This window comes from Acidithiobacillus sp. TH-A67 (assembly GCF_057473545.1).
In genome coordinates this window covers 89,332-107,371 of the sequence record NZ_JBYCKU010000026.1, presented here as the reverse complement: position 1 = coordinate 107,371, position 18,040 = coordinate 89,332, and the positions used below count along the sequence as shown (strand labels likewise).

At 61.0% G+C, this 18,040-nt stretch carries 16 protein-coding genes; 8 read left to right on the top strand and 8 right to left on the bottom strand.

Annotated elements, in window-relative coordinates; all coding sequences use genetic code 11:
- Nucleotides 1-342: 342 nt before the first annotated feature.
- The 3 genes from AC2VNM_RS03220 to AC2VNM_RS03210 all read right to left on the bottom strand — a co-directional run bounded on the left by AC2VNM_RS03220 (nt 343) and on the right by AC2VNM_RS03210 (nt 1,359).
- The gene (locus AC2VNM_RS03220) at nt 343-654 is read right to left on the bottom strand and encodes a helix-turn-helix domain-containing protein (RefSeq protein ID WP_483165624.1); all 312 of its coding nucleotides are present in this window, start codon (nt 652-654) and stop codon (nt 343-345) included.
- Nucleotides 641-958 (bottom strand): transcriptional regulator, encoded by a 318-nt coding sequence (locus tag AC2VNM_RS03215; RefSeq protein WP_483165625.1) that lies wholly within the window; start codon nt 956-958, stop codon nt 641-643. The genes AC2VNM_RS03220 and AC2VNM_RS03215 overlap by 14 nt, the downstream gene beginning before the upstream one ends.
- Before the next feature lie 92 nt (nt 959-1,050).
- A complete protein-coding gene (locus AC2VNM_RS03210; protein WP_483165626.1) occupies nt 1,051-1,359 on the bottom strand; it encodes a hypothetical protein in 309 nt (102 codons plus the stop codon).
- A 213-nt stretch (nt 1,360-1,572) separates the two neighbouring features.
- Between AC2VNM_RS03210 and AC2VNM_RS03205 the strand changes: the two genes are divergently transcribed.
- The 3 genes from AC2VNM_RS03205 (at nt 1,573) to AC2VNM_RS03195 (ending at nt 2,299) form a co-directional block, all read left to right on the top strand.
- Nucleotides 1,573-1,851 carry a type II toxin-antitoxin system RelB/DinJ family antitoxin gene (locus AC2VNM_RS03205; protein ID WP_068809742.1) on the top strand — a complete coding sequence of 93 codons (279 nt, stop codon included), beginning with the start codon at nt 1,573-1,575 and terminating at the stop codon, nt 1,849-1,851.
- Nucleotides 1,852-2,002: 151 nt separating this feature from the next.
- A complete protein-coding gene (locus tag AC2VNM_RS03200) occupies nt 2,003-2,143 on the top strand; it encodes a type II toxin-antitoxin system YafQ family toxin (protein ID WP_483167219.1) in 141 nt (46 codons plus the stop codon).
- Between the two features lie 3 nt (nt 2,144-2,146).
- A complete protein-coding gene (locus tag AC2VNM_RS03195; RefSeq protein ID WP_483190272.1) occupies nt 2,147-2,299 on the top strand; it encodes a hypothetical protein in 153 nt (50 codons plus the stop codon).
- Here AC2VNM_RS03195 and AC2VNM_RS03190 read toward each other — a convergent pair.
- The gene (locus tag AC2VNM_RS03190; protein WP_483165627.1) at nt 2,257-2,451 is read right to left on the bottom strand and encodes a hypothetical protein; all 195 of its coding nucleotides are present in this window, start codon (nt 2,449-2,451) and stop codon (nt 2,257-2,259) included. The two genes, AC2VNM_RS03195 and AC2VNM_RS03190, sit on opposite strands and share 43 nt — an antisense overlap.
- Before the next feature lie 136 nt (nt 2,452-2,587).
- On the opposite strand from AC2VNM_RS03190, the gene AC2VNM_RS03185 reads away from it, so the two are divergent.
- From AC2VNM_RS03185 to AC2VNM_RS03175, 3 genes are all read left to right on the top strand, one after another.
- Entirely contained in the window at nt 2,588-2,830 is a 243-nt protein-coding gene (locus AC2VNM_RS03185) for a type II toxin-antitoxin system ParD family antitoxin (protein WP_483165628.1), read from the top strand.
- Nucleotides 2,827-3,156: a type II toxin-antitoxin system RelE/ParE family toxin gene (locus tag AC2VNM_RS03180; RefSeq protein ID WP_483165629.1), complete on the top strand. Its 330-nt coding sequence runs from the start codon at nt 2,827-2,829 to the stop codon at nt 3,154-3,156. Before AC2VNM_RS03185 ends, AC2VNM_RS03180 begins: the two co-directional genes overlap by 4 nt.
- 376 nt (nt 3,157-3,532) lie before the next feature.
- The gene (locus AC2VNM_RS03175) at nt 3,533-4,639 is read left to right on the top strand and encodes a flavin monoamine oxidase family protein (protein ID WP_486912876.1); all 1,107 of its coding nucleotides are present in this window, start codon (nt 3,533-3,535) and stop codon (nt 4,637-4,639) included.
- 6 nt (nt 4,640-4,645) lie between these two features.
- On the opposite strand, the gene AC2VNM_RS03170 is transcribed toward AC2VNM_RS03175, so the two are convergent.
- Nucleotides 4,646-5,599 carry an RluA family pseudouridine synthase gene (locus AC2VNM_RS03170; protein ID WP_483165632.1) on the bottom strand — a complete coding sequence of 318 codons (954 nt, stop codon included), beginning with the start codon at nt 5,597-5,599 and terminating at the stop codon, nt 4,646-4,648.
- Nucleotides 5,600-5,789: 190 nt separating this feature from the next.
- Here AC2VNM_RS03170 and AC2VNM_RS03165 point away from each other — a divergent pair, with 190 nt between their 5' ends.
- Nucleotides 5,790-8,186, top strand: a complete 2,397-nt coding sequence (locus tag AC2VNM_RS03165; protein ID WP_486912875.1) for an Rne/Rng family ribonuclease — start codon at nt 5,790-5,792, stop codon at nt 8,184-8,186.
- A 109-nt stretch (nt 8,187-8,295) separates the two neighbouring features.
- Here AC2VNM_RS03165 and cysS read toward each other — a convergent pair whose 3' ends face one another.
- Both cysS and gltX read right to left on the bottom strand, forming a co-directional pair.
- Nucleotides 8,296-10,167: a cysteine--tRNA ligase gene (gene cysS / locus AC2VNM_RS03160; protein WP_486912874.1), complete on the bottom strand. Its 1,872-nt coding sequence runs from the start codon at nt 10,165-10,167 to the stop codon at nt 8,296-8,298.
- A 23-nt stretch (nt 10,168-10,190) separates the two neighbouring features.
- Nucleotides 10,191-11,585, bottom strand: coding sequence for a glutamate--tRNA ligase (gene gltX, locus AC2VNM_RS03155; RefSeq protein WP_483165636.1), 1,395 nt, complete (start codon nt 11,583-11,585; stop codon nt 10,191-10,193).
- A 73-nt stretch (nt 11,586-11,658) separates the two neighbouring features.
- Between gltX and AC2VNM_RS03150 the strand changes: the two genes are divergently transcribed.
- Nucleotides 11,659-14,145: a penicillin-binding protein 1A gene (locus tag AC2VNM_RS03150; RefSeq protein WP_483165637.1), complete on the top strand. Its 2,487-nt coding sequence runs from the start codon at nt 11,659-11,661 to the stop codon at nt 14,143-14,145.
- A 24-nt stretch (nt 14,146-14,169) separates the two neighbouring features.
- On the opposite strand, the gene purL is transcribed toward AC2VNM_RS03150, so the two are convergent.
- On the bottom strand, nt 14,170-18,027 hold the full coding sequence (gene purL / locus AC2VNM_RS03145; protein ID WP_483190153.1) for a phosphoribosylformylglycinamidine synthase: 3,858 nt from the start codon (nt 18,025-18,027) through the stop codon (nt 14,170-14,172).
- Between the last annotated feature and the right edge of the window lie 13 nt (nt 18,028-18,040).

Here is an 18,040-nt window from a genome sequence, read left to right as displayed (position 1 = left end):
CGCCGCCTCCACCAATTTTGATATACAACCCCTTGTTCTGCAAGGGGTTTGTTTTTTCCGCCAGTTCAGAGGGTTTTGATTGGCTAAATGGATAGGACAAATTAACGGTTGGTGGCCTTGCGTCCTGTTTTGGACGTTGCCCTCTCGTGCCACTTTCAGATCGCGTTCTGTCTGACAGTATCCCAATCTTTCAGCAGCGTTTCATCATCAGGTCCACCACGGCGTCGTCGCGCTCGCGTCGCGTATCTCTAAGCGCCTGCGTTGCATCTAGTGATAGTATCAAAACATCTCCGGTGAAGGTTGTAGCCTTTCGGGAGCTACCCTAGGGCATGGCGGTACAACTCAAACCGTCTGCATCTCCCGGATCACTTCAGGATGCTTTGCAGCGATCCGCAGCAATGTGCAGGCCGCGCCGGAAGGGTTACGCCGTCCCTGCTCCCAATCCTGAAGGGTACGGACAGACACCCCCATGAGTGCTGCAAATTGGGATTGGGATAGCCCGGCACGGATACGCGCCTGTACTACCTGGGGCACGTCAACCGCATGAACAGCGCCGCGCTTGCCTGCCTTCATCTGGCGAACGGACTCCAGCAGTTCCGCCCCAATGTCCCGCCTGGCGTCGCGCTCCAGCAATTCCTTTTCAGTCAGCATCATCGATCTCCTTGCGGATCTCCCGCAGTATGTGAGGGGGTACGTTACCCTTGGCGCTCTTGGCATAGATCAGCAGTAGCCAGATCAGCCCGTCTTGCCGCCGCAGGTAGTAAATCACCCGGACGCCGCCACGCTTGCCAATCCCTGCCCGCGTCCAGCGGATTTTTCTGCATCCACCTGATCCGGGGATTACATCTCCCGCGTCCGGTTCCCGCGCTAGGAATGAACAGAACTCCCCGCGCTCTGCCTCTGTCCAGTAATCCGGCCAAAGGCTGGAGAAAAGCGGGGTCTCAACCAGCATCATCATGAGAAGGAATTATACGGCATAGCCGGATACAAGCAATAGTATCAAACCACTTGTCGCAGCGGTTTCGTCTCCGGCCCCACAAGGTCCTTTGCCTACTGGTTCATCAGTGCCCGGCGCTTCTCGATCAGATCGCTACGGAAATAGGCCGCCTCTGTCGCGTTCCTGACTGCATGCGCCAAGCTCGTCTTGATGGTCTCATTGCTGGCGCTGGTCTCTTCGGAACACCAGTCACGGAAGGCGGATCGCATTCCATGTACCGTGATATCACCCCGTAGACGGCGCAGAGCGTGGATGACGGCAAGCTCACTGATCGCCTGAGCCGGTTTCTTGGGACTGGCAAAGATATGCTTCGTTCCCGCGTCCAGCATACGCCGCTGAATCCGCAAGGCGGGTTCAGACAAGGGCACCTTTTTCTCGGCCAGAGGCGTCTCTATTATCTGTTTGGCCTGCGGGTTGGCGCAGTTTCGGCTTTCGCAACATCAAGAAGTTACGCGCATCTCTTCATCGTCAACCAAGGCCACCGGTCAGGCATCGAACGCAGTCACAGCATCACCAGCGCCTGCTTGACTGTATCGCAATCGAGATACATACTTGCGAAAATGGAGGAATCGATCATGGCCCATTCCACGATGCTGCACGTCCGGGTGGACGACGAAATCAAGACGCAAGCCAGTGAGGCTCTGGCAGCCATGGGGCTGTCGGTGTCTGATGCCGTGCGCATCCTGCTCAAGCGCGTAGTGAATGACCAGGCCTTCCCGCTGGAGTTGAAGGTGCCCAACGCCCAGACCCGCGCGGCGATGGAAGAGGCCCGCGCCATGGCCAAGGCGCGCACCGCCCGTTTTGAGTCTGCTGATGCCCTGATCGATGACCTCGAAAAAGCCCGCCAGCAGTAGGCGGGCGCCGCTGCCCAGGGCGAGCGATTACACCAAGACTTTCCTTAAAGACTGGGAACGCCTCTCGCGTTCGGGTCGCCACGACCTGAAGCGGCTGAAGGAGGCCATGTTGCTGCTCATTGGCAACGATGCCCCGCTAGGGCCTGAATAGCTGGATCACCCGCTGAAGGGTGATTGGGCCGACCACCGCAAATGCCACATCGGCGGCGACTTCCTGCTCATTTACCGCCTGGATGGCAACGCCATCATCTTTGTGCGGACGGGCACGCACTCCGAATTGTTCGAGGAGTGATCCGTGGCGATTGAATCACTGCCGACTTTCACCCCCGTCCGCCAGCGCTGGGAGTCCATCCCTACCGACATCCGCCAGCGGCTGCTGTCCAACGTCTGGTGTGGCCAGTACCGTCACGAAACCAGGATCACCAATTTCAGCGGCAACATCATCTGATCACGCGAGGTGACGATGCCCAGGTCTTCGTATTTGAGGCGCTCCGTGCGCAGGGCCGTGACCAGCGCGGCCCGCTTGGCGCTCATGCACTGGGTCTCGAAATTCAGACTGGCGAGCTCGGCAGGCTCCACGCCACAGGGCGATGGTGTCATCGATGCGGATGCGGTTGGCCAGATCTCAGTAGCGCAGACAGTTATTCGGGTTGGGCATGGAGGCCTTCTTTCGGTAGGGTGGAACACGAATCTTGCCAAATTTTGCCAAAGATTCCACACTTACGCCATGAGCACGATGAACATCTCCCTACCGGACACTCTGAAGTCCTTCGTGGACGAACAGGTCAGCCAGCGCGGCTACGGCACCAGCAGCGAGTACGTGCGGGAACTCATCCGCAAGGATCAAGAACGCCTGCAATTGCGTAACCTGCTATTGGCCGGAGCAGCATCCGCCCCGGCGGCCCCCGCCGATGCCAGTTATTTCGACGGGATGCGAGATCGGGTGCGCAAGGCTGCCAAACCCGCTGCCAAGGCGTGAAGGCCAAGCCAGTCATCCCGCGTGAACAGGCCAACCGGGATGTGGACGAGGCGGTCGCCTACTATCTGAGTGCGGCGGGTGAAGCCGTGGCGCTCGGCTTCATCGACGCACTGGAGAAGACCTACGGCCACATCGCTCGTCACCCCGCCACTGGATCACCCCGCTACGCCCACGAACTCAACCTGCCGGGCCTGCGCACTTGGCCGCTGACACGCTACCCGCACCTCGTGTTTTATGTTGAGCGCCCGGACCACATCGATGTCTGGCGTGTACTGCATGGCCAGCGGGATATTCCAGCGTGGATGCAGGAGCCTGATGGCGTGTGACAGGGATGGGCAATGAGCGCCTTTGTACCCAAAATCTATCATCAGCAAGCGCTCGATAGCGAGGAAGCCTATTTCTGGGCCTGCTTTGATCTGCTTTCGCCTTCGATTGCCTTTACCGCCACCACGAAACGCTTGTGGAGACGCGGCAACCGGCGGCGGTGGCGCCAGTGTGGAAATGCGCTATGAATCGGCATTCCTCGCCCGGCCGGACCTTGTTACGTGCTTGGGTGGTAGCCAAGATAAGAAACGACTGCTCGCATTGCCTCAAACTATGCAGTATTTTGGTGGGCATGCCTTCCTTTGACTGTAGCAGTTGCCCTAACCCGCCTGCGAATGCAGATCACGGAATCTTTCGCGGAACATCGAGCGAGGCCAAATGATGCTGGCTGTGCGTATCGCCATCGTCGGTGGAGGGCTGGCGGGACTCTATGCAGCCTATCTACTGGAGCAAAAGGGCATACACGATTATGTGGTCCTGGAAGCGCGCGAGGGTTGGGGCGGACGGATCGCCACGACGCCCAGCATTACCGAAAGTTCAGCACTGGATCGCTTCGACCTCGGCCCGACATGGTTCTGGCCCGACTACCAGGCACAACTCGACCGCCTGATCCAGAGTCTGGGTCTGGAACGTTTCGCGCAATATGAAAAGGGAAGCATGCTCGTCGAGCGCACGCCCCACGGCACAGCAGAGCGGATGCCAGGCTACACCTATGTACCGCCGTCGATGCGGCTGATCGGAGGCATGAGCGCATTGATCGACGCTTTGCGGCGGCCATTGCCAGCGCACAAGCTTTTGCTGAATCATCGCGTGCGGCGCATACGCAGCGAGGGCCAACATGTCGAACTGGACGTCGAGGCGGCGCAACAGGCCCTCACTTTCCGCGTGGAATCTCTACTTCTGGCGGTACCGCCGCGCCTGGCGGCGACCACGATCGAATTCCTCCCCGAGTTGCCGGGGCCGCTGCTGCAGGCCTGGAGAGCCACCGCCACCTGGATGGCGCCTCATGCCAAGTATCTTGCCATCTACGACGAGCCGTTCTGGCGCGCGCAGGCTTTGTCCGGAGAGGCGCGTAGCGCTTGTGGGCCACTCGGTGAAATGCACGATGCGTCCATGCCGGGTGGCAGTGCCGCCTTGTTCGGGTTTTTCGCCTTGCCCGCTGCGCTTCGCAAGGGAATCCCCGAGGAAACTCTCCGGTTGCACTGCCGAGCGCAGTTCACACGATTGTTCGGAGAGCGGGCAGCGACGCCGAGGGCGGACTTCCTCAAGGACTGGGCCGCCGATTCCTGGACGGCGACTGAGGCGGACCAGAGTGAGGTCGCTCAGCATGGTTCGGCCCCACCTTCTTCGGCGGCAGAAGGTCCTTGGCGGGGACGACTCACTGGCATTGCCAGCGAATGGTCGCCCCAGTTTCCGGGCTATGTTGCCGGCGCTGTCGAAGCGGCCGCGCTCGGCGTTGACCAGCTTTTACGACAAAAGAGCTGAACTGGCTTACGAGCCCTGCAAGCCGGCCATGGAATCCAGCAGCGTCGCAAGTTCTGCCGGTAATGGCGCCTCGACGCGAATCATGCGTTCATCCCGTGGATGGGGAAACGCCAACAGGCTGGCATGCAGAAAAAGCCGCCGCAGCCCGCGCTCGCGAAAGTGGGCGTTGGCATTCGCATCGCCATATTTTTCGTCCCCCAGCAAGGGGTGACCCAGGGCTTGCAAATGCACGCGGATCTGGTGCGTACGGCCGGTCTCGAGCTCGGCCTCCACCAGAGTACAGTCGGACAACCTTTGCAGAGGGGTGAAGCGCGTGGCGGCGGCCTTACCTTCCTGCTGATCTACCCGCACCATCCGTTCGCCCGAGCGCAGGGTATTTTTGCGCAGAGGCAGATCGACGCGGCGCTCCCCCCCCACCCATTTCCCCCATGCCAGACCCAGATAGCGTTTCTGAAAGGCAGACTCGCGCAGATCAGCATGCAGTTGGCGCAGCGCCGAGCGGCGCTTGGCCAGCAGCAGGCAACCGGAGGTCTCCCGATCCAGACGATGCACCAGTTCCAACTCGCGCAGTTCCGGACGCAGACTGCGCAGTGCCTCGATGACTCCCCAGGCGATCCCCGAACCGCCATGTACGGCCAGGCCACTGGGTTTGTCCAGAACGAGCAGCCGATCATCCTCGTAGAGGATGCGCTGGCGTAGATCATCGGCGAGCCTGGACGAAACCTGGGGCGCAGGACTGGGGTCGGCCTGGCGCAGCGGTGGGACGCGCACCTGGTCACCCGGCGCCAGATGATATTGCGCCTTGGCCCGCCCCTTGTTCACCCGCACCTCGCCACTGCGCAGGATTTTGTAGACATGCGAGCGCGGCACCCCTTTCATCACGCGCAACAAAAAATTGTCCAGCCGCTGCCCCGCCTCTGCTTCTCCGATCTCCAGGTAGTGGACCCCGCTTTCTGCCATCTGCCAACTCCATCGCCAAGGTTTGCGATTCTATTCTCATCTGTCATATATTGCGACGTAGACCGCGCTGCAGTGAGAGTGCACCGGTCGAAGATACAGGTACAATCACCGGCTGCGACCGTATGTGCCGCCCAGTTCATGCAATACGTTGCGCTCCCCGTTGTGGGTTTGAGCGCCGGAGAAGACAGTAATGAAAAGAATGTTGATCAATGCCACCCATGCCGAAGAGCTGCGGGTGGCGCTCGTAGATGGACAGAAACTGCTCGATCTGCATCTGGAACACGCCTTCCGTGAGCAGAAAAAAAGCAATGTATATAAAGGGAAAATCACCCGCATCGAGCCCAGCCTCGAGGCCGCTTTTGTTGATTATGGCGCCGAACGGCACGGCTTTCTGCCCCTCAAAGAAATCTCCCGCGAATATTTTCAAAAACAGGAATCCGGCCGCAAGCGCATCCAGGAACTGGTGCGCGAAGGTCAAGAAGTCATCGTCCAGGTCGACAAAGAGGAGCGCTCAAGCAAGGGCGCGGCATTGACTACCTTCGTCAGCCTAGCTGGCCGTTATCTGGTATTGATGCCCAATAATCCCCGAGCGGGTGGTGTATCGCGGCGCATCGAGGGGGACGACCGGGCCCAGATCCGTCAGCACCTGCAAATGCTGGACATTCCGGAAGACATGGGGGTGATTGCCCGCACGGCCGGGATTGGCCAGGATTTCGAGGCGCTGCAACGCGATCTAGAATATCTCAAGCAGATCTGGCAGGCGATTCTGGCGGCGGCTGCCGAGCAGCCTGCCCCCTTCCTCATCTACCAGGAAGGCAATGTGGTGGTGCGCGCCCTGCGCGATCACTTTTCCGAGGACATCGGCGAAGTCCTGATCGACGAGGTGTCGGCCTTTGAGGCGGCACAGCAATTCATGCGCGGAATGATGCCGCGCATGCTTTCCCGCCTCAAATTCTACGAAAACGATATTCCACTTTTCAGCCGTTACCAGATCGAACAGCAGATCGAGTCGGCCTTTAGCCGCGAGGTACGCCTGGAATCGGGTGGCGCCATTGTCATCGACCACACCGAAGCGCTGGTCGCCATCGACATCAACTCCGGCAAGTCCACGAAGGGGCAGGATATTGCCGAAACCGCCTTCCAGACCAATCTGGAGGCAGCGGATGAAATCGCCCGGCAGATTCGCCTGCGCGACCTGGGAGGGCTGATCGTCGTTGATTTCATCGACATGGAATCGCCCAAACATCAGCGCGAGGTCGAAACCCGCATCCGCGAGGCCCTGAAAATCGATCGGGCGCGGGTGCAGGTGGGCCGCATCTCCCGCTTTGGACTGCTGGAGATGTCACGCCAACGGCTGGGTGCAAGCCTGGATGAGGCCACCTACGAACCCTGCCCACGTTGCCGCGGCACCGGCCAGATCCGCGGCTGCGAGGGCACCGCCATGCACGTGTTGCGCCTGCTGCACGAGGAAGCCCTCAAGCGTAATTGCAGCGAAGTGGAGTGCCAGGTACCGATCGATGTCGCCGTCTATCTGCTCAATGAAAAGCGGCAGGCGATCCTCGAACTCGAGGCGCGTAGTGGGGTGCGGCTCAACATTATCCCCAACCCGGCTCTGGTGACACCGCACTATGAGGTCCAGCGCATCAAGGGCGAGGCCAGCCCCGAGCGCCCCGTCGAGAGCCGCGTCAGTGCGGTGCCACAACGTCCGAGCAAGGCGACGGCAAACAGCAGTGCGGCGATCACCCCCCTCACCGCGCCACCGCCGCCGGACGAACTGCCACCACCGCGCCTGCCGACAGCCAAGGCCAAGCCGGCTCCTGCGCCGCACGAAGAAGGAATTCTTGCGCGTCTCGTCCGGGCCCTGGTCTCCCGTTACGTACCGATGGATGCCGAGACCTTCGCCGCCTATACCGGCGCGGCCGAAAGTATCGATAATGGCGAAAAGGTCGCCAACGGTAGCGAGAGCCCGGACGACGGCGGTCGCGCCGGAGGCCGCCGCCGGCGCCGTGGCGGCCGGCGGGCGCGGGCGCGACGCCAGCACGGCGGCGAGGCCAATGCGATAGACAACGACGAACTCGCAGAAGAAACAGAGTCCAGCCCAATGATCCTGCCCCCCGCGGAGGGTGGCATGATCGACGAGGAGCTTCGCTACCCTGGTCCGGTACCCGCAGCCGACGACTGGCACCAGTTACTGGTCCCCGCCAGTGCCGTCACAAACCAAGTATATGCGGAAGCGCCCGCCGAGCGGTTGGAACTAGCCCACGAGGTCGGAGCATTCGATCCTGTGCCCAGCAACAACTTGCCATTGGCAGAATCCGTTGACGCGGATTCCGAAACTGCAGGTGGGGAACAAGAACTCCGTACCGACACCAACGACTCTGTCCTGACAGAAGTGCCTATACTAGAAGGTGGGGTGGAGGACGCAGCGCCCGTAACAACTGAGGATATGAACGAAATTTCCGAACTGGAGGTTGCTGCACCCGCAGCGCTGGAGGTGGTTGGCGAGGCGGCAGGCGCTGCGGAGGACCGGTCGGCGGGCGACAATGCCCTGCTCAAAGGTCAGGGTGATCTTCTCGGAGGCGACTGACCCCCACCAGTGCTATCTACCGGGCAAATGCATTTCACGAAAGCGCTGCCCGGCAGAGACAGTGGCGAACAGCATGGGGCTGCAGCGTCGGCAGCAAAACCTTCGCTGATCAGCCAGGATTTTTCTGCGACTGGCCCGTCCGCTCAAAAAACCTCTCCGCGGCTTGCTGAATCTGCACTCGGCAAGTGCGAAAATCCTCCATTTCCCCCCAGTAGGGGTCAGCAACCTCCGCCGGCTCCCGGCCCTCGAGAAAGGGATCGAGGAGTAGTCCAAGCCTAGCAGAATGCCCGGCTGGGGCAAGGGACTGGAGCGCCCGCAGGTTCGCGCGGTCCAGGGCCAGTATCCAGTCGAAGCGGGTAAAGTCGGCCTTCTCTACCTGGCGGCCCCGGAGATTTTCGATGGCGATACCGACCTCAGCGCTGGCCCGTTGCGCGCGTCGATCCGGTGCCTCACCGACGTGGTAATCCGCCGTCCCCGCCGAGTCGATCTGCCAATCCAGACCGCGCTGCTCTGCGAGCTGACGAAAGACCCCCTCCGCCATCGGCGAGCGGCAGATGTTTCCCAGGCATACCAACAAGACTTTCATGTCCTCAGCGCCGCCGCCAGGTACTGCCATTCGCGCTGTCCTCGATGACGATTCCCGCCGCCTCCAGCTCTGCACGGATGGCATCGGCACGGGCAAAATCCCGTTGCGCCCGCGCAGTCTGCCGCTTTGCGAGTTTGGCCTCGATCCAGTCGGCGTCTTCGTCCTCGCCCTGAAAGAAGCGCTCGGGATCCTGCTGCAGGAGGCCGAGAATTCCGCCGAGATGACGCAGAAGCGTACCCAGGGGCGATGCCAGTTCGCTGCCCTGCTCGCGCAGCCGATTGATTTCACGCGCCAGCTCGAAAAGTACGGCCAGGGCCCCAGGGTATTGGCATCATCGGCCAAAGCAGCGACGAAGCGCGCCTCCCAATCTCCGCCGAGCTCCGCCACCAGCTCGTGGGGTGCCAACCCCCGCAGCGTCGTATACAGTCGTACGAGGGAATTTTGTGCCGCGGCCAGGGCATCGTCACTGTACTGCAGTGGACTACGGTAATGGCTGCTAAGAATAAAAAAGCGCAGGGCTTCGCCGCCATAAATGGGGATCAGATCGCGTACCGTCACGAAATTTCCCAATGATTTCGACATCTTTTCGTCGCGCACGCGAATATGCCCGTTGTGCAGCCAGTAGTGCGCGAAGGCACAGCCGGCACCCTGCGACTGCGCGATCTCGTTTTCATGATGCGGAAATTGCAGATCGAGGCCACCACCATGGATGTCGAAGGCACAGCCCAAGGCCTCGGTAGACATCGCCGAACATTCGATATGCCAGCCTGGGCGCCCTTCGCCCCACGGCGATGCCCAGGCCGGCTCCCCCGGTTTGGCTGCCTTCCACAACGCAAAGTCCAGAGGATCCCGCTTCCGTTCATCGGGCTCGATGCGGGCACCTACCTGCAGTTCGTCGAGGCTGCGCCCCGAGAGTTTGCCGTACCCGGGAAAGCTGCGTACCGCGTAATAGACGTCGCCATTGTCGGCAACATAAGCGTGGCCCTTGTCGACGAGGGTGGCAATCAGGGCCTGCATGCCCGGGATATGCTGCGTGGCACGTGGCTCAAGATCCGGTGGCAGGCACCCCAGTGCCGCCTCATCTTCGTGCATCGCCGCGATGAACCGCTCGGTGAGCGAAGTGATTGGCTCCTGCCGCTCTGCCGCCCGTTGAATGATCTTGTCGTCGACATCCGTAATGTTGCGCACGTAGCGAGTTTCCAGGCCCCAGTAGCGGAGGATGCGTGACCAGGCATCGAAGGTGACCATGGCGCGGGCATGACCCAAGTGGCAATAATCGTAAACGGTCATCCCACAGACATAGAGGCTCGCCGTGCCAGGCTGCAAGGGCGTGAAAACGACCTTTTCTCGCTGCAGACTGTCGTGGAGGTATAGAACAGGGAGTGCTTTGGGCATGACGTTCTCAAATCCGTTTGCATTCAGGGGAAAATAGGTGCCAGGCGACGCAGCACTTCCTCGTGGGGGATGAAGGACAATAGCTGTGCCAGCTCCGGGCCTTGCTCCCGGCCGGTGAGGGCAAGGCGCAGGGGATGGAACAGGGCACGTCCCTTGCGTCCACTCTGTTGCGCGAGCTGGCGGGTCCAGGCACGGAAGTCATCGGGCTGCTCGTCGTAGCACGTCTGCGCCTGTTGCCAGAATTCTGCACCAGTTTCCGCCAGTTCTGCCCGCACCTTCTCGCTGTGCCCAAGCGGGTGAAAACAGACTTCTGCCCAGGCGACGGCATCCGCAGGCAAATGCATATTACCACGGATGGCAGCGACAAAGCCGCTGATCTGCGCATCCGGGACCAGAGTCAGGTGTGGGCGCAGCCAGGCGACGAGCTCGTCGAGCCCTAGGTGCTGCAACGCCTGTTCCTGCCAATACTGCAGTTGCTCCCGATCGAAATGGGCAGGTGCGCGGCCGATTCGCGCCAGAGAAAACTCCGCAATCAGCTCCGCATCGCTGCGCCAGCGGGTCGCGGGGTAGTGGTGGCCAAGCTGGCCGAGATAATTACGTAGGGCCGCGGGCAGATAACCCGCGCTGCGCAGCTCGCGCAGGCTGGCTGCGCCATTGCGCTTCGACAGTGGTTGGCCATCACTACCCTGCAGCAGTGGCAGATGTCCATATTGTGGCACCGGCAGCCCGAGTGCCTGCAGGATCAGAATCTGCCGCGGCGTGTTGCTGAGATGATCCTCGCCACGCAACACCAGATTCACCTCCATCAGGGCATCATCGACGGCGTTGGCAAAGAAAAAGGACGGACTGCCATCACTGCGCCGTAGAACAAAATCGCCCAGGTCCGCCAAGTCATAGCTTCGCTCTCCCCAGACAAGGTCATCCACGGACAGAGTACCCGAGCGCGGCACGGCGAAACGCAGCGTAGCCTCCCCCCCCCCTTCCAGACGCCGCTGTACCTCCGCAGCGGAAAGCGCCCGACAGCGACCTGAGTAGCGCGGTGCCTTCCCCGCCGCCCGCTGCGCATCCCGCTCGGCACTCAGCTCGTCCGCCGTGCAGAAACAGGGATAGGCATGCCCAGTATCGACAAGCCTCTGCAGCAGATCGTCGTATACTGGTAAGCGCTCCATCTGCGCATATGGTCCATGCGGGCCGCCGCAGTCCGGACCTTCGTCCCAGCCCAGCCCCAACCAACGGAGATCCTCGAGCAGGGCCCTGGCCAGTTCGGCCGGCGAGCGGGCCTGATCGGTATCTTCCATGCGGACAATGAAGCGGCCGCCACTCTGGCGTGCCGCCCAGAAGGCAAACAACGCGGTGCGGGCATTACCCAGGTGAATGTGACCCGTAGGGCTCGGTGCGAAGCGACTCGTAAAAATCATCGTGGTATCATAGAAGGCCAAAGGCCCTGTCGCAATCGACAGGGCCTGTCAGCAAGGAAAACAGGGAAGGTACATGGGCAAAGGAAATTCTTCTGGGGCGAGCAAACCTGCGCCACGCAGAAAGCGTCACGTGGGTCGCTGGGTATTTCTGATCGTGCTGTTGATTTTTGCCAACCTCTTCATCGGTGCGGCAATCTTCACCTATCGTATCTGGGCCACCCTACCGCCCGTGCACGAGCTGAAGGAATGGCATCCAGATGAGCCACTGCGAATCTATGCCGCCAATGGCAGCCTGTTGCAGGTGGTCGGCCCACAGATGCGCTATGCCCTGCCCCTGAGCCAGATCCCCACAAAACTGCAAGACGCCTTCATTGCCGCCGAAAACTCCCACTTTTACAGCAGCAATCCGCTCTACTACCCAGTCAGCATACCAGGAATCCTGCGCGCCGCCTTTGTCGATCTGACACATCTGGCGCCGGTGCAAGGGGCCAGCACCATCCCCGAGCAAGTCGCCCGCAATTTTTATCTGACCCCGCAAAAGACCATCACTCGCAAGGTTGCGGAAATTCTACTTGCCTACAAGCTGGCGCAGCACTTCACCCATGCCCAGATCCTCGAACTGTACCTGAACAAAATCTACCTCGGTCAGGGCGCCTATGGGGTGGAAGCGGCAGCCGAGACCTATTTTGGGAAGCGCGTCGATCAGCTTACCCTGGGCGAGATGGCAACCATTGCCGGACTGCCGCCCGCACCCTCCTACCTGAACCCCGTGGTCAATCCCAAGCTGGCCAGCAAGCGTCGCGATTATGTGTTGCGCCGCATGCATGCGCGCGGCTATATCACTCGCGCGGAGATGGATGCCGCCGAGCAGGAACCCATTCTATCCCGCTACCATGAGTCGGCCTCCAACACTGCGCCGTATGTGACGGACTGGATCGCCAACTGGCTCAGCCAGCAGTTCGGCACGGATTTCACCTACCGTTCGGGGCTCAAGGTCTACACCAGTATCGATCCGCAAGATCAACAGGCAGCCAACCGGGCGCTGCAAATTGGCCTGGAAAATTACGACATGGGCCTCACCAGTCTGGACCCGAAAGCCTTTCGCGGTCCCATCACTCGCCTGCACGGCGCAGACTACCAGGCGGCCCTGGCCGGCAAGCGCCCAGAGGAACTTCCCCCGCACGATCCCGCCAATCTAAAATGGGCTGTGGTCATCGCCAGCTCGGCCAAAAGCGCAGAGCTGTCTCTGGAGGGCAAAAAAACCATTACTCTCACCCTGCGCGACGTCGCCTGGGCACGCTCCCGCCCGGGCGGGACAAAGCCGCGGGCGGTGGATGCGGTCCTGCAGCACGGTGACCTGGTCTGGCTGCGACCCTACGTAACGGCGGTAACCGCCGGTGCCGGACAGGAATGGGGTGCGAACGTTTGGTCCTCCGCCGGCCCAGATGCGGGATGGCAATTGACCCAGATTCCCAGGGTACAGGGCGCCATCGTCAGCCTCGATAGTCATACCGGGGCGATCCTGGCGATGAGTGGCGGCTTCAGCTACGAGCTGAGCCATTTCAACCGCGCGGTGTTTGCCTACCGGCAACCGGGTTCGGGCTTCAAGCCCTTCGTCTATGCCGCAGCCATGGACGCACCGGCGCTGCTCGCCTCCGGCAAAAGCAGCTACATGACGCCGCAGACCCTGATCCCGGATACTCCACTGTCCATCACCCTACCCTCCGGCCAGGTCTATAGCCCGACCAACTACAGCAATCAGTTCTCCAACACCCCGATTCCAGTATGGTCGAACCTGGCGTACTCGCATAATGTTCCGAGCGTGCGGATCCTGATGGACATTGGCATCCCTTACGCGGTGCAATACGTGCAGCGTTTTGGCTTTCCCGCAAAACAGATTCCGTCGGTACCCTCGATGGTGCTGGGGTCCGGGGATTTCGCTCCGATTCAGATGGCACGCGGCTACGCGGTATTCTCCAATGGCGGGTACCTGGTCAAACCCTATCTGATCCGCAAAATCGTCAAGAGTAACGGTACCCAGGTATCGTTACTCGGTTGTCCAATGGGCTACGAAGCACCACCGAGCGCGCCGGCGATCCCTGCTGGCGTCGCCTACCTGATGACGGAAATGATGCAGCAGGTGATCAAGATCGGCACTGGCGTGGCTGCGCAAAGCCTGGGACGCCACGATATCGCCGGCAAAACGGGTACGACCAACAACGAAAACAATGCCTGGTTCAACGGCTTCAGCCCGCAGATTACCACCAGTGTCTGGGTGGGCTATGACGATAACCACAGCATGGGACGCTGGGCCGCCGGGGCGCGGGAGGCATTGCCGATCTGGATTCACTACATGAAGACGGCGCTCAGCAAAACTCCGGATCTGCCTTTTCCCCGGCCAAGCACGGTTTCCGGCCCGACCGACAGCTTCGCCAGCCCGATCGGTGTGGCAGACTACCTGACGGGATACCCGCCGGTGGCCAGCGTCACTTCCGCGACAGCGAGCACCAGTAGCAGTGAGAGCAGCAAGCTGATCGAAACGATCAAAAACCTGTTCTAGGAGACAGTCTGCCGCAGCGAGTCATCAGGATACGCTGCGGTAGGCATTGCGGAAGATCTCCAGCCAAGGGGTCTCGGCCTGCCAATCGGCGGGGTGCCAGCTCATTTGCACCGTTCGCACTACCCGTTCCGGGTGCGGCATGAGAATGCTTACCCGTCCGGTGCTGGAACATAAGCCAGTAACTCCCTGCGGCGATCCATTGGGATTGACCGGATAGCGGGTAGCCACCTGCCCGTTGGCATCGATGTAGCGCATCGTCACCGGCGCCTGAGAGACCTGCTCTGGGTCGTGGAATACCGCACGCCCCTCCCCGTGCGCGACGACGATTGGCGCTTGTAGACCCGCCAATCCCGCGAAGAGGGGTGAGGGAGAAGCCAGCACTTCCACCATGGCCAGACGCGCCTCGAACTGCTCCGAACGATTGCGCCGAAAGCTCGGCCAATATTCCGTCCCGGGAATCAACTCGCGCAACTCTGCCAACATCTGGCAGCCATTGCAGACCCCCAGCGCCAAGCGGGTCGAATCGGCAAAGTAGGCGGCAAACTGCAAGCGCAGAGCTTCGTGGTAGAGGATCGATTTGGCCCAGCCAGCACCGGCCCCCAATACGTCACCATAGGAAAAGCCACCGCAGGCGGCAAATACCGGATAATTGCGGATATCGTCACGACCGGCCAGCAAATCGCTCATGTGGACGTCGACGGCGGTGAAGCCGCTGCGCGCAAAGGCCGCAGCCATCTCCACCTGGCCGTTGACCCCCTCCTCGCGCAGGATCGCCACGCGCGGCTTTGCCGCGCCGATCTCTGGCGTGGGGAAGCTGGGACGCTGATCTTCCCGCCAATTACTGAACAGGCTGGGGAGCAGAGCCGTGCTGTGCGCATAGGCCTCGGCTGCGCAATCGGGATCATCACGCAAGGACTGCAGGCGATTACTGGTTTCCGCCCAGGCTGCCAGCAATTCGCTACCCAGCTCATCCAGCAAGGGAGCACCATTCTGCAGGATACGCAGCCGCCAATCCACCGTCACTGGCCCAAGGCGATGCAAGCGTGATTCCAGCCCTGCCGCAGCGGCAAGACTCTGTAGGACATTCGCGTCTTCACGACGGATCTGGAGCAAGAAGCCGGGCTCTTCGGCAAAGAGAAAGCCCATGCGCTCGACCCCTACAGGGATGACAATGTCTACGCCACGCCGGCCAGCGAAGGACATCTCACAGACACTGGCCCAGAGCCCACCATCGGAACGGTCGTGATACGCCAGAACGACACCTTCCTTTCGCAACTCGCGCAGCAATGCAAAGGCCGCCCGCAACAGCAGGGGCTCATCGAGATCGGCGGGTTCCGCACCCATCTGTCCCAGCACCTGCGCCAGAATGGACGCACCCAGCCGACCACGTCCGAGATCTAGCAGCCAGAGATCTGTGTCTGCGAGACCCTGCAACTGTGGGGTCCAGGTGGCGGCAACATTCGCCACCGGCGCAACCGCTGTAATGATCAGACTCAGTGGCCCGGTCACCGATTTCTCGACATCGCCCTCCTGCCAGACCGTCTGCATCGATAGGGAATCTTTGCCAACGGGAATGCTCAACTCCAGTGCCGGGCAGAGTTCTTCGGCCACACCGCGCACGGTTTCGAACAAACGAGCGTCTTCACCGGCGACATTGACTGCCGCCATCCAGTTGGCGGAGAGCTTGATCTGCCCCAATTCCTGCACATCGGCGGCAAAGAGATTGGTCAACGCTTCCGCTAGGGCCAGACGACCGCTTGCCGGCGCATCGAGCACCGCCACCGGCCCGCGCTCACCCAAGGCCATCGCCTCACCGTGAAATTGCCAAAAGTCAGCGGTAGAGACGGCACAATCGGCTACCGGCATCTGCCAGGGACCGACCATCTGATCGCGGGCGATCAGGCCACCGACACTGCGATCACCAATGGTGACGAGAAATTCCTTACTGGCAACCGAGGGGTGGCGGAGCACGGCGTAGGCAAAATCGCGCAACTCCCTGTCCGGGATCTTGAGAGCTTGCGCGCGTACCGGCACGCTATGCGCATCCCGCAGCATACGCGGCGGGCAACCCAGCAGGGCACCGAGGGACATCTCCACAGGCAAATCCCCGAGTAGCCCATCTTCCACTCGCAGATAGTCACCATCTTCCGCTGCACCAAGCACGGCGACCGGGCAGCGCTCCCGCTCGCAGAGGGCAAGGAACTCCGCCAGGCGATCGGCTGCCACCGCCAAAACGTAGCGCTCTTGCGCCTCGTTGCACCAGATCTCCATGGGCGACATCGCCGCGTCGTCATTGGGCACGGCGCGCAGTTGCAAGGTGCTACCCCGCCCACCATCGTGTAGGAGTTCGGGCAAGGCATTGGACAGGCCGCCCGCGCCAACGTCATGAATGGAAAGAATGGGCGATTCTTCTCCCAAGGCAATACAACGCTCGATCACCTCCTGGGCGCGCCGTTGCATCTCCGGGTTGCCACGCTGTACCGAGGCAAAATCCAGGTTTTCTTCCCCCTTGCCACTCGCCACACTGGAAGCCGCACCGCCCCCCAGGCCAATGAGCATGGCGGGGCCGCCAAGCACCAGTACCTTGGCGCCGACGGGCAAGGGCAGTTTCTGAATCAAAGTCGGTCGAATCTGACCGATGCCACCGGCGAGCATGATCGGCTTGTGATAGCCCCAGTGGCGTCCGCCTTGCTCGCCTTCAAAAACGCGAAAATAGCCAGCCACACTGGCACGCCCGAACTCGTTATTGAAGGCCGCCGCGCCGATCGGTCCTTCGAGCATGATTTCCAGGGCGGAGCGGATGCGCTGGGGACGTCCGTAAAACTCTCCTTCCCAGCGCTGCTCGTAGCCGGGGATACGCAGGTGCGATACGGAAAAGCCACAGAGCCCCATCTTTGCTTTACCACCGCGGCCCGTCGCGCCCTCGTCCCGGATTTCTCCACCACTACCCGTCGCCGCACCGGGAAAGGGAGAGATGGCGGTCGGATGATTATGGGTCTCGACCTTGATCAGAATACCCAAATTTTCGTTGTGACTTTGGTAGTTCCCATCACTGCCGGCGCAAAAATAGTGGCTTGGCGCATAGGCTTCGATCACAGCGGCGTTGTCATGATACGCCGAGAGTGTGCCTTGCGGATGGGCTCTATGCGTAGAACGGATCATGCCGAACAGGGTCTGACTTCGTTCCTGACCATCCAGCCGGAATTGCGCATTGAAGACCTTGTGCCGGCAGTGCTCCGAATTCGCCTGGGCAAACATCATCAGTTCGGCATCACTCGGATCGCGTTGCAAGTCGCGAAAGAGCTGCGCCAAGTAATCGATTTCCGCAGCCGAGAGGGCAAGCCCCAGTTCCTCGTTGATGGCGAGAAGGGCCGGCAGGCCCTCCCGCAGGAAAGGAACGCGGCGCAGGGGACGCGGTTGCGGATGCGCAAAAACGAGATCGGCGGCCTGCCAGTCGTCCAGCACCGACTCGGTCAGGGGGTCGTGCAGAAGCGCTAGCAGCCCCTCCCGTTCTGGCGGCAGCAGGCTTTGATCATGGTCCACATAGTAAGCGATGCCGCGTTCGATGCGTCGCAGATTGCGCAGGCCACAAACCTGGGCGATTTCCGTAGCCTTGCTCGACCAGGGAGACACCGTCCCCAGGCGGGGCACCACAGCAATCTCCATCGCACCACCCTTACCTATCCAGGGCTCGCCATAACCCAACAAAGCCTCGGCACGTTCTTGCTCTTCGTTACTGGGTGCTTGCTCCCAATCGAGCAGATGCACATAGCGCGCAGCAAGACCACAAACGACGATTCCCTCGGCATGAAGCCGCTGCAGGATGCGTTGGGCACGAAAAACAGACAGGGCCCGAGCCCCGCGATGGATGGCGAAGGTCACGGCAATCTCCCGA

Excerpts from the sequence above, each read along its gene's own strand:
- gltX (WP_483165636.1), bottom strand. The coding sequence starts at position 11,585 with ATGATTTTTACGAGTCGCTTCGCACCGAGCCCTACGGGTCACATTCAC.
- AC2VNM_RS03205 (WP_068809742.1), top strand. The coding sequence starts at position 1,573 with ATGGCCCATTCCACGATGCTGCACGTCCGGGTGGACGACGAAATCAAG.
- AC2VNM_RS03165 (WP_486912875.1), top strand. The coding sequence starts at position 5,790 with ATGAAAAGAATGTTGATCAATGCCACCCATGCCGAAGAGCTGCGGGTG.
- AC2VNM_RS03215 (WP_483165625.1), bottom strand. The coding sequence starts at position 958 with ATGATGATGCTGGTTGAGACCCCGCTTTTCTCCAGCCTTTGGCCGGAT.
- AC2VNM_RS03150 (WP_483165637.1), top strand. The coding sequence starts at position 11,659 with ATGGGCAAAGGAAATTCTTCTGGGGCGAGCAAACCTGCGCCACGCAGA.
- AC2VNM_RS03220 (WP_483165624.1), bottom strand. The coding sequence starts at position 654 with ATGATGCTGACTGAAAAGGAATTGCTGGAGCGCGACGCCAGGCGGGAC.
- cysS (WP_486912874.1), bottom strand. The coding sequence starts at position 10,167 with ATGCCCAAAGCACTCCCTGTTCTATACCTCCACGACAGTCTGCAGCGA.
- AC2VNM_RS03185 (WP_483165628.1), top strand. The coding sequence starts at position 2,588 with ATGAACATCTCCCTACCGGACACTCTGAAGTCCTTCGTGGACGAACAG.
- AC2VNM_RS03170 (WP_483165632.1), bottom strand. The coding sequence starts at position 5,599 with ATGGCAGAAAGCGGGGTCCACTACCTGGAGATCGGAGAAGCAGAGGCG.
- AC2VNM_RS03175 (WP_486912876.1), top strand. The coding sequence starts at position 3,533 with ATGATGCTGGCTGTGCGTATCGCCATCGTCGGTGGAGGGCTGGCGGGA.
- AC2VNM_RS03190 (WP_483165627.1), bottom strand. The coding sequence starts at position 2,451 with ATGACACCATCGCCCTGTGGCGTGGAGCCTGCCGAGCTCGCCAGTCTG.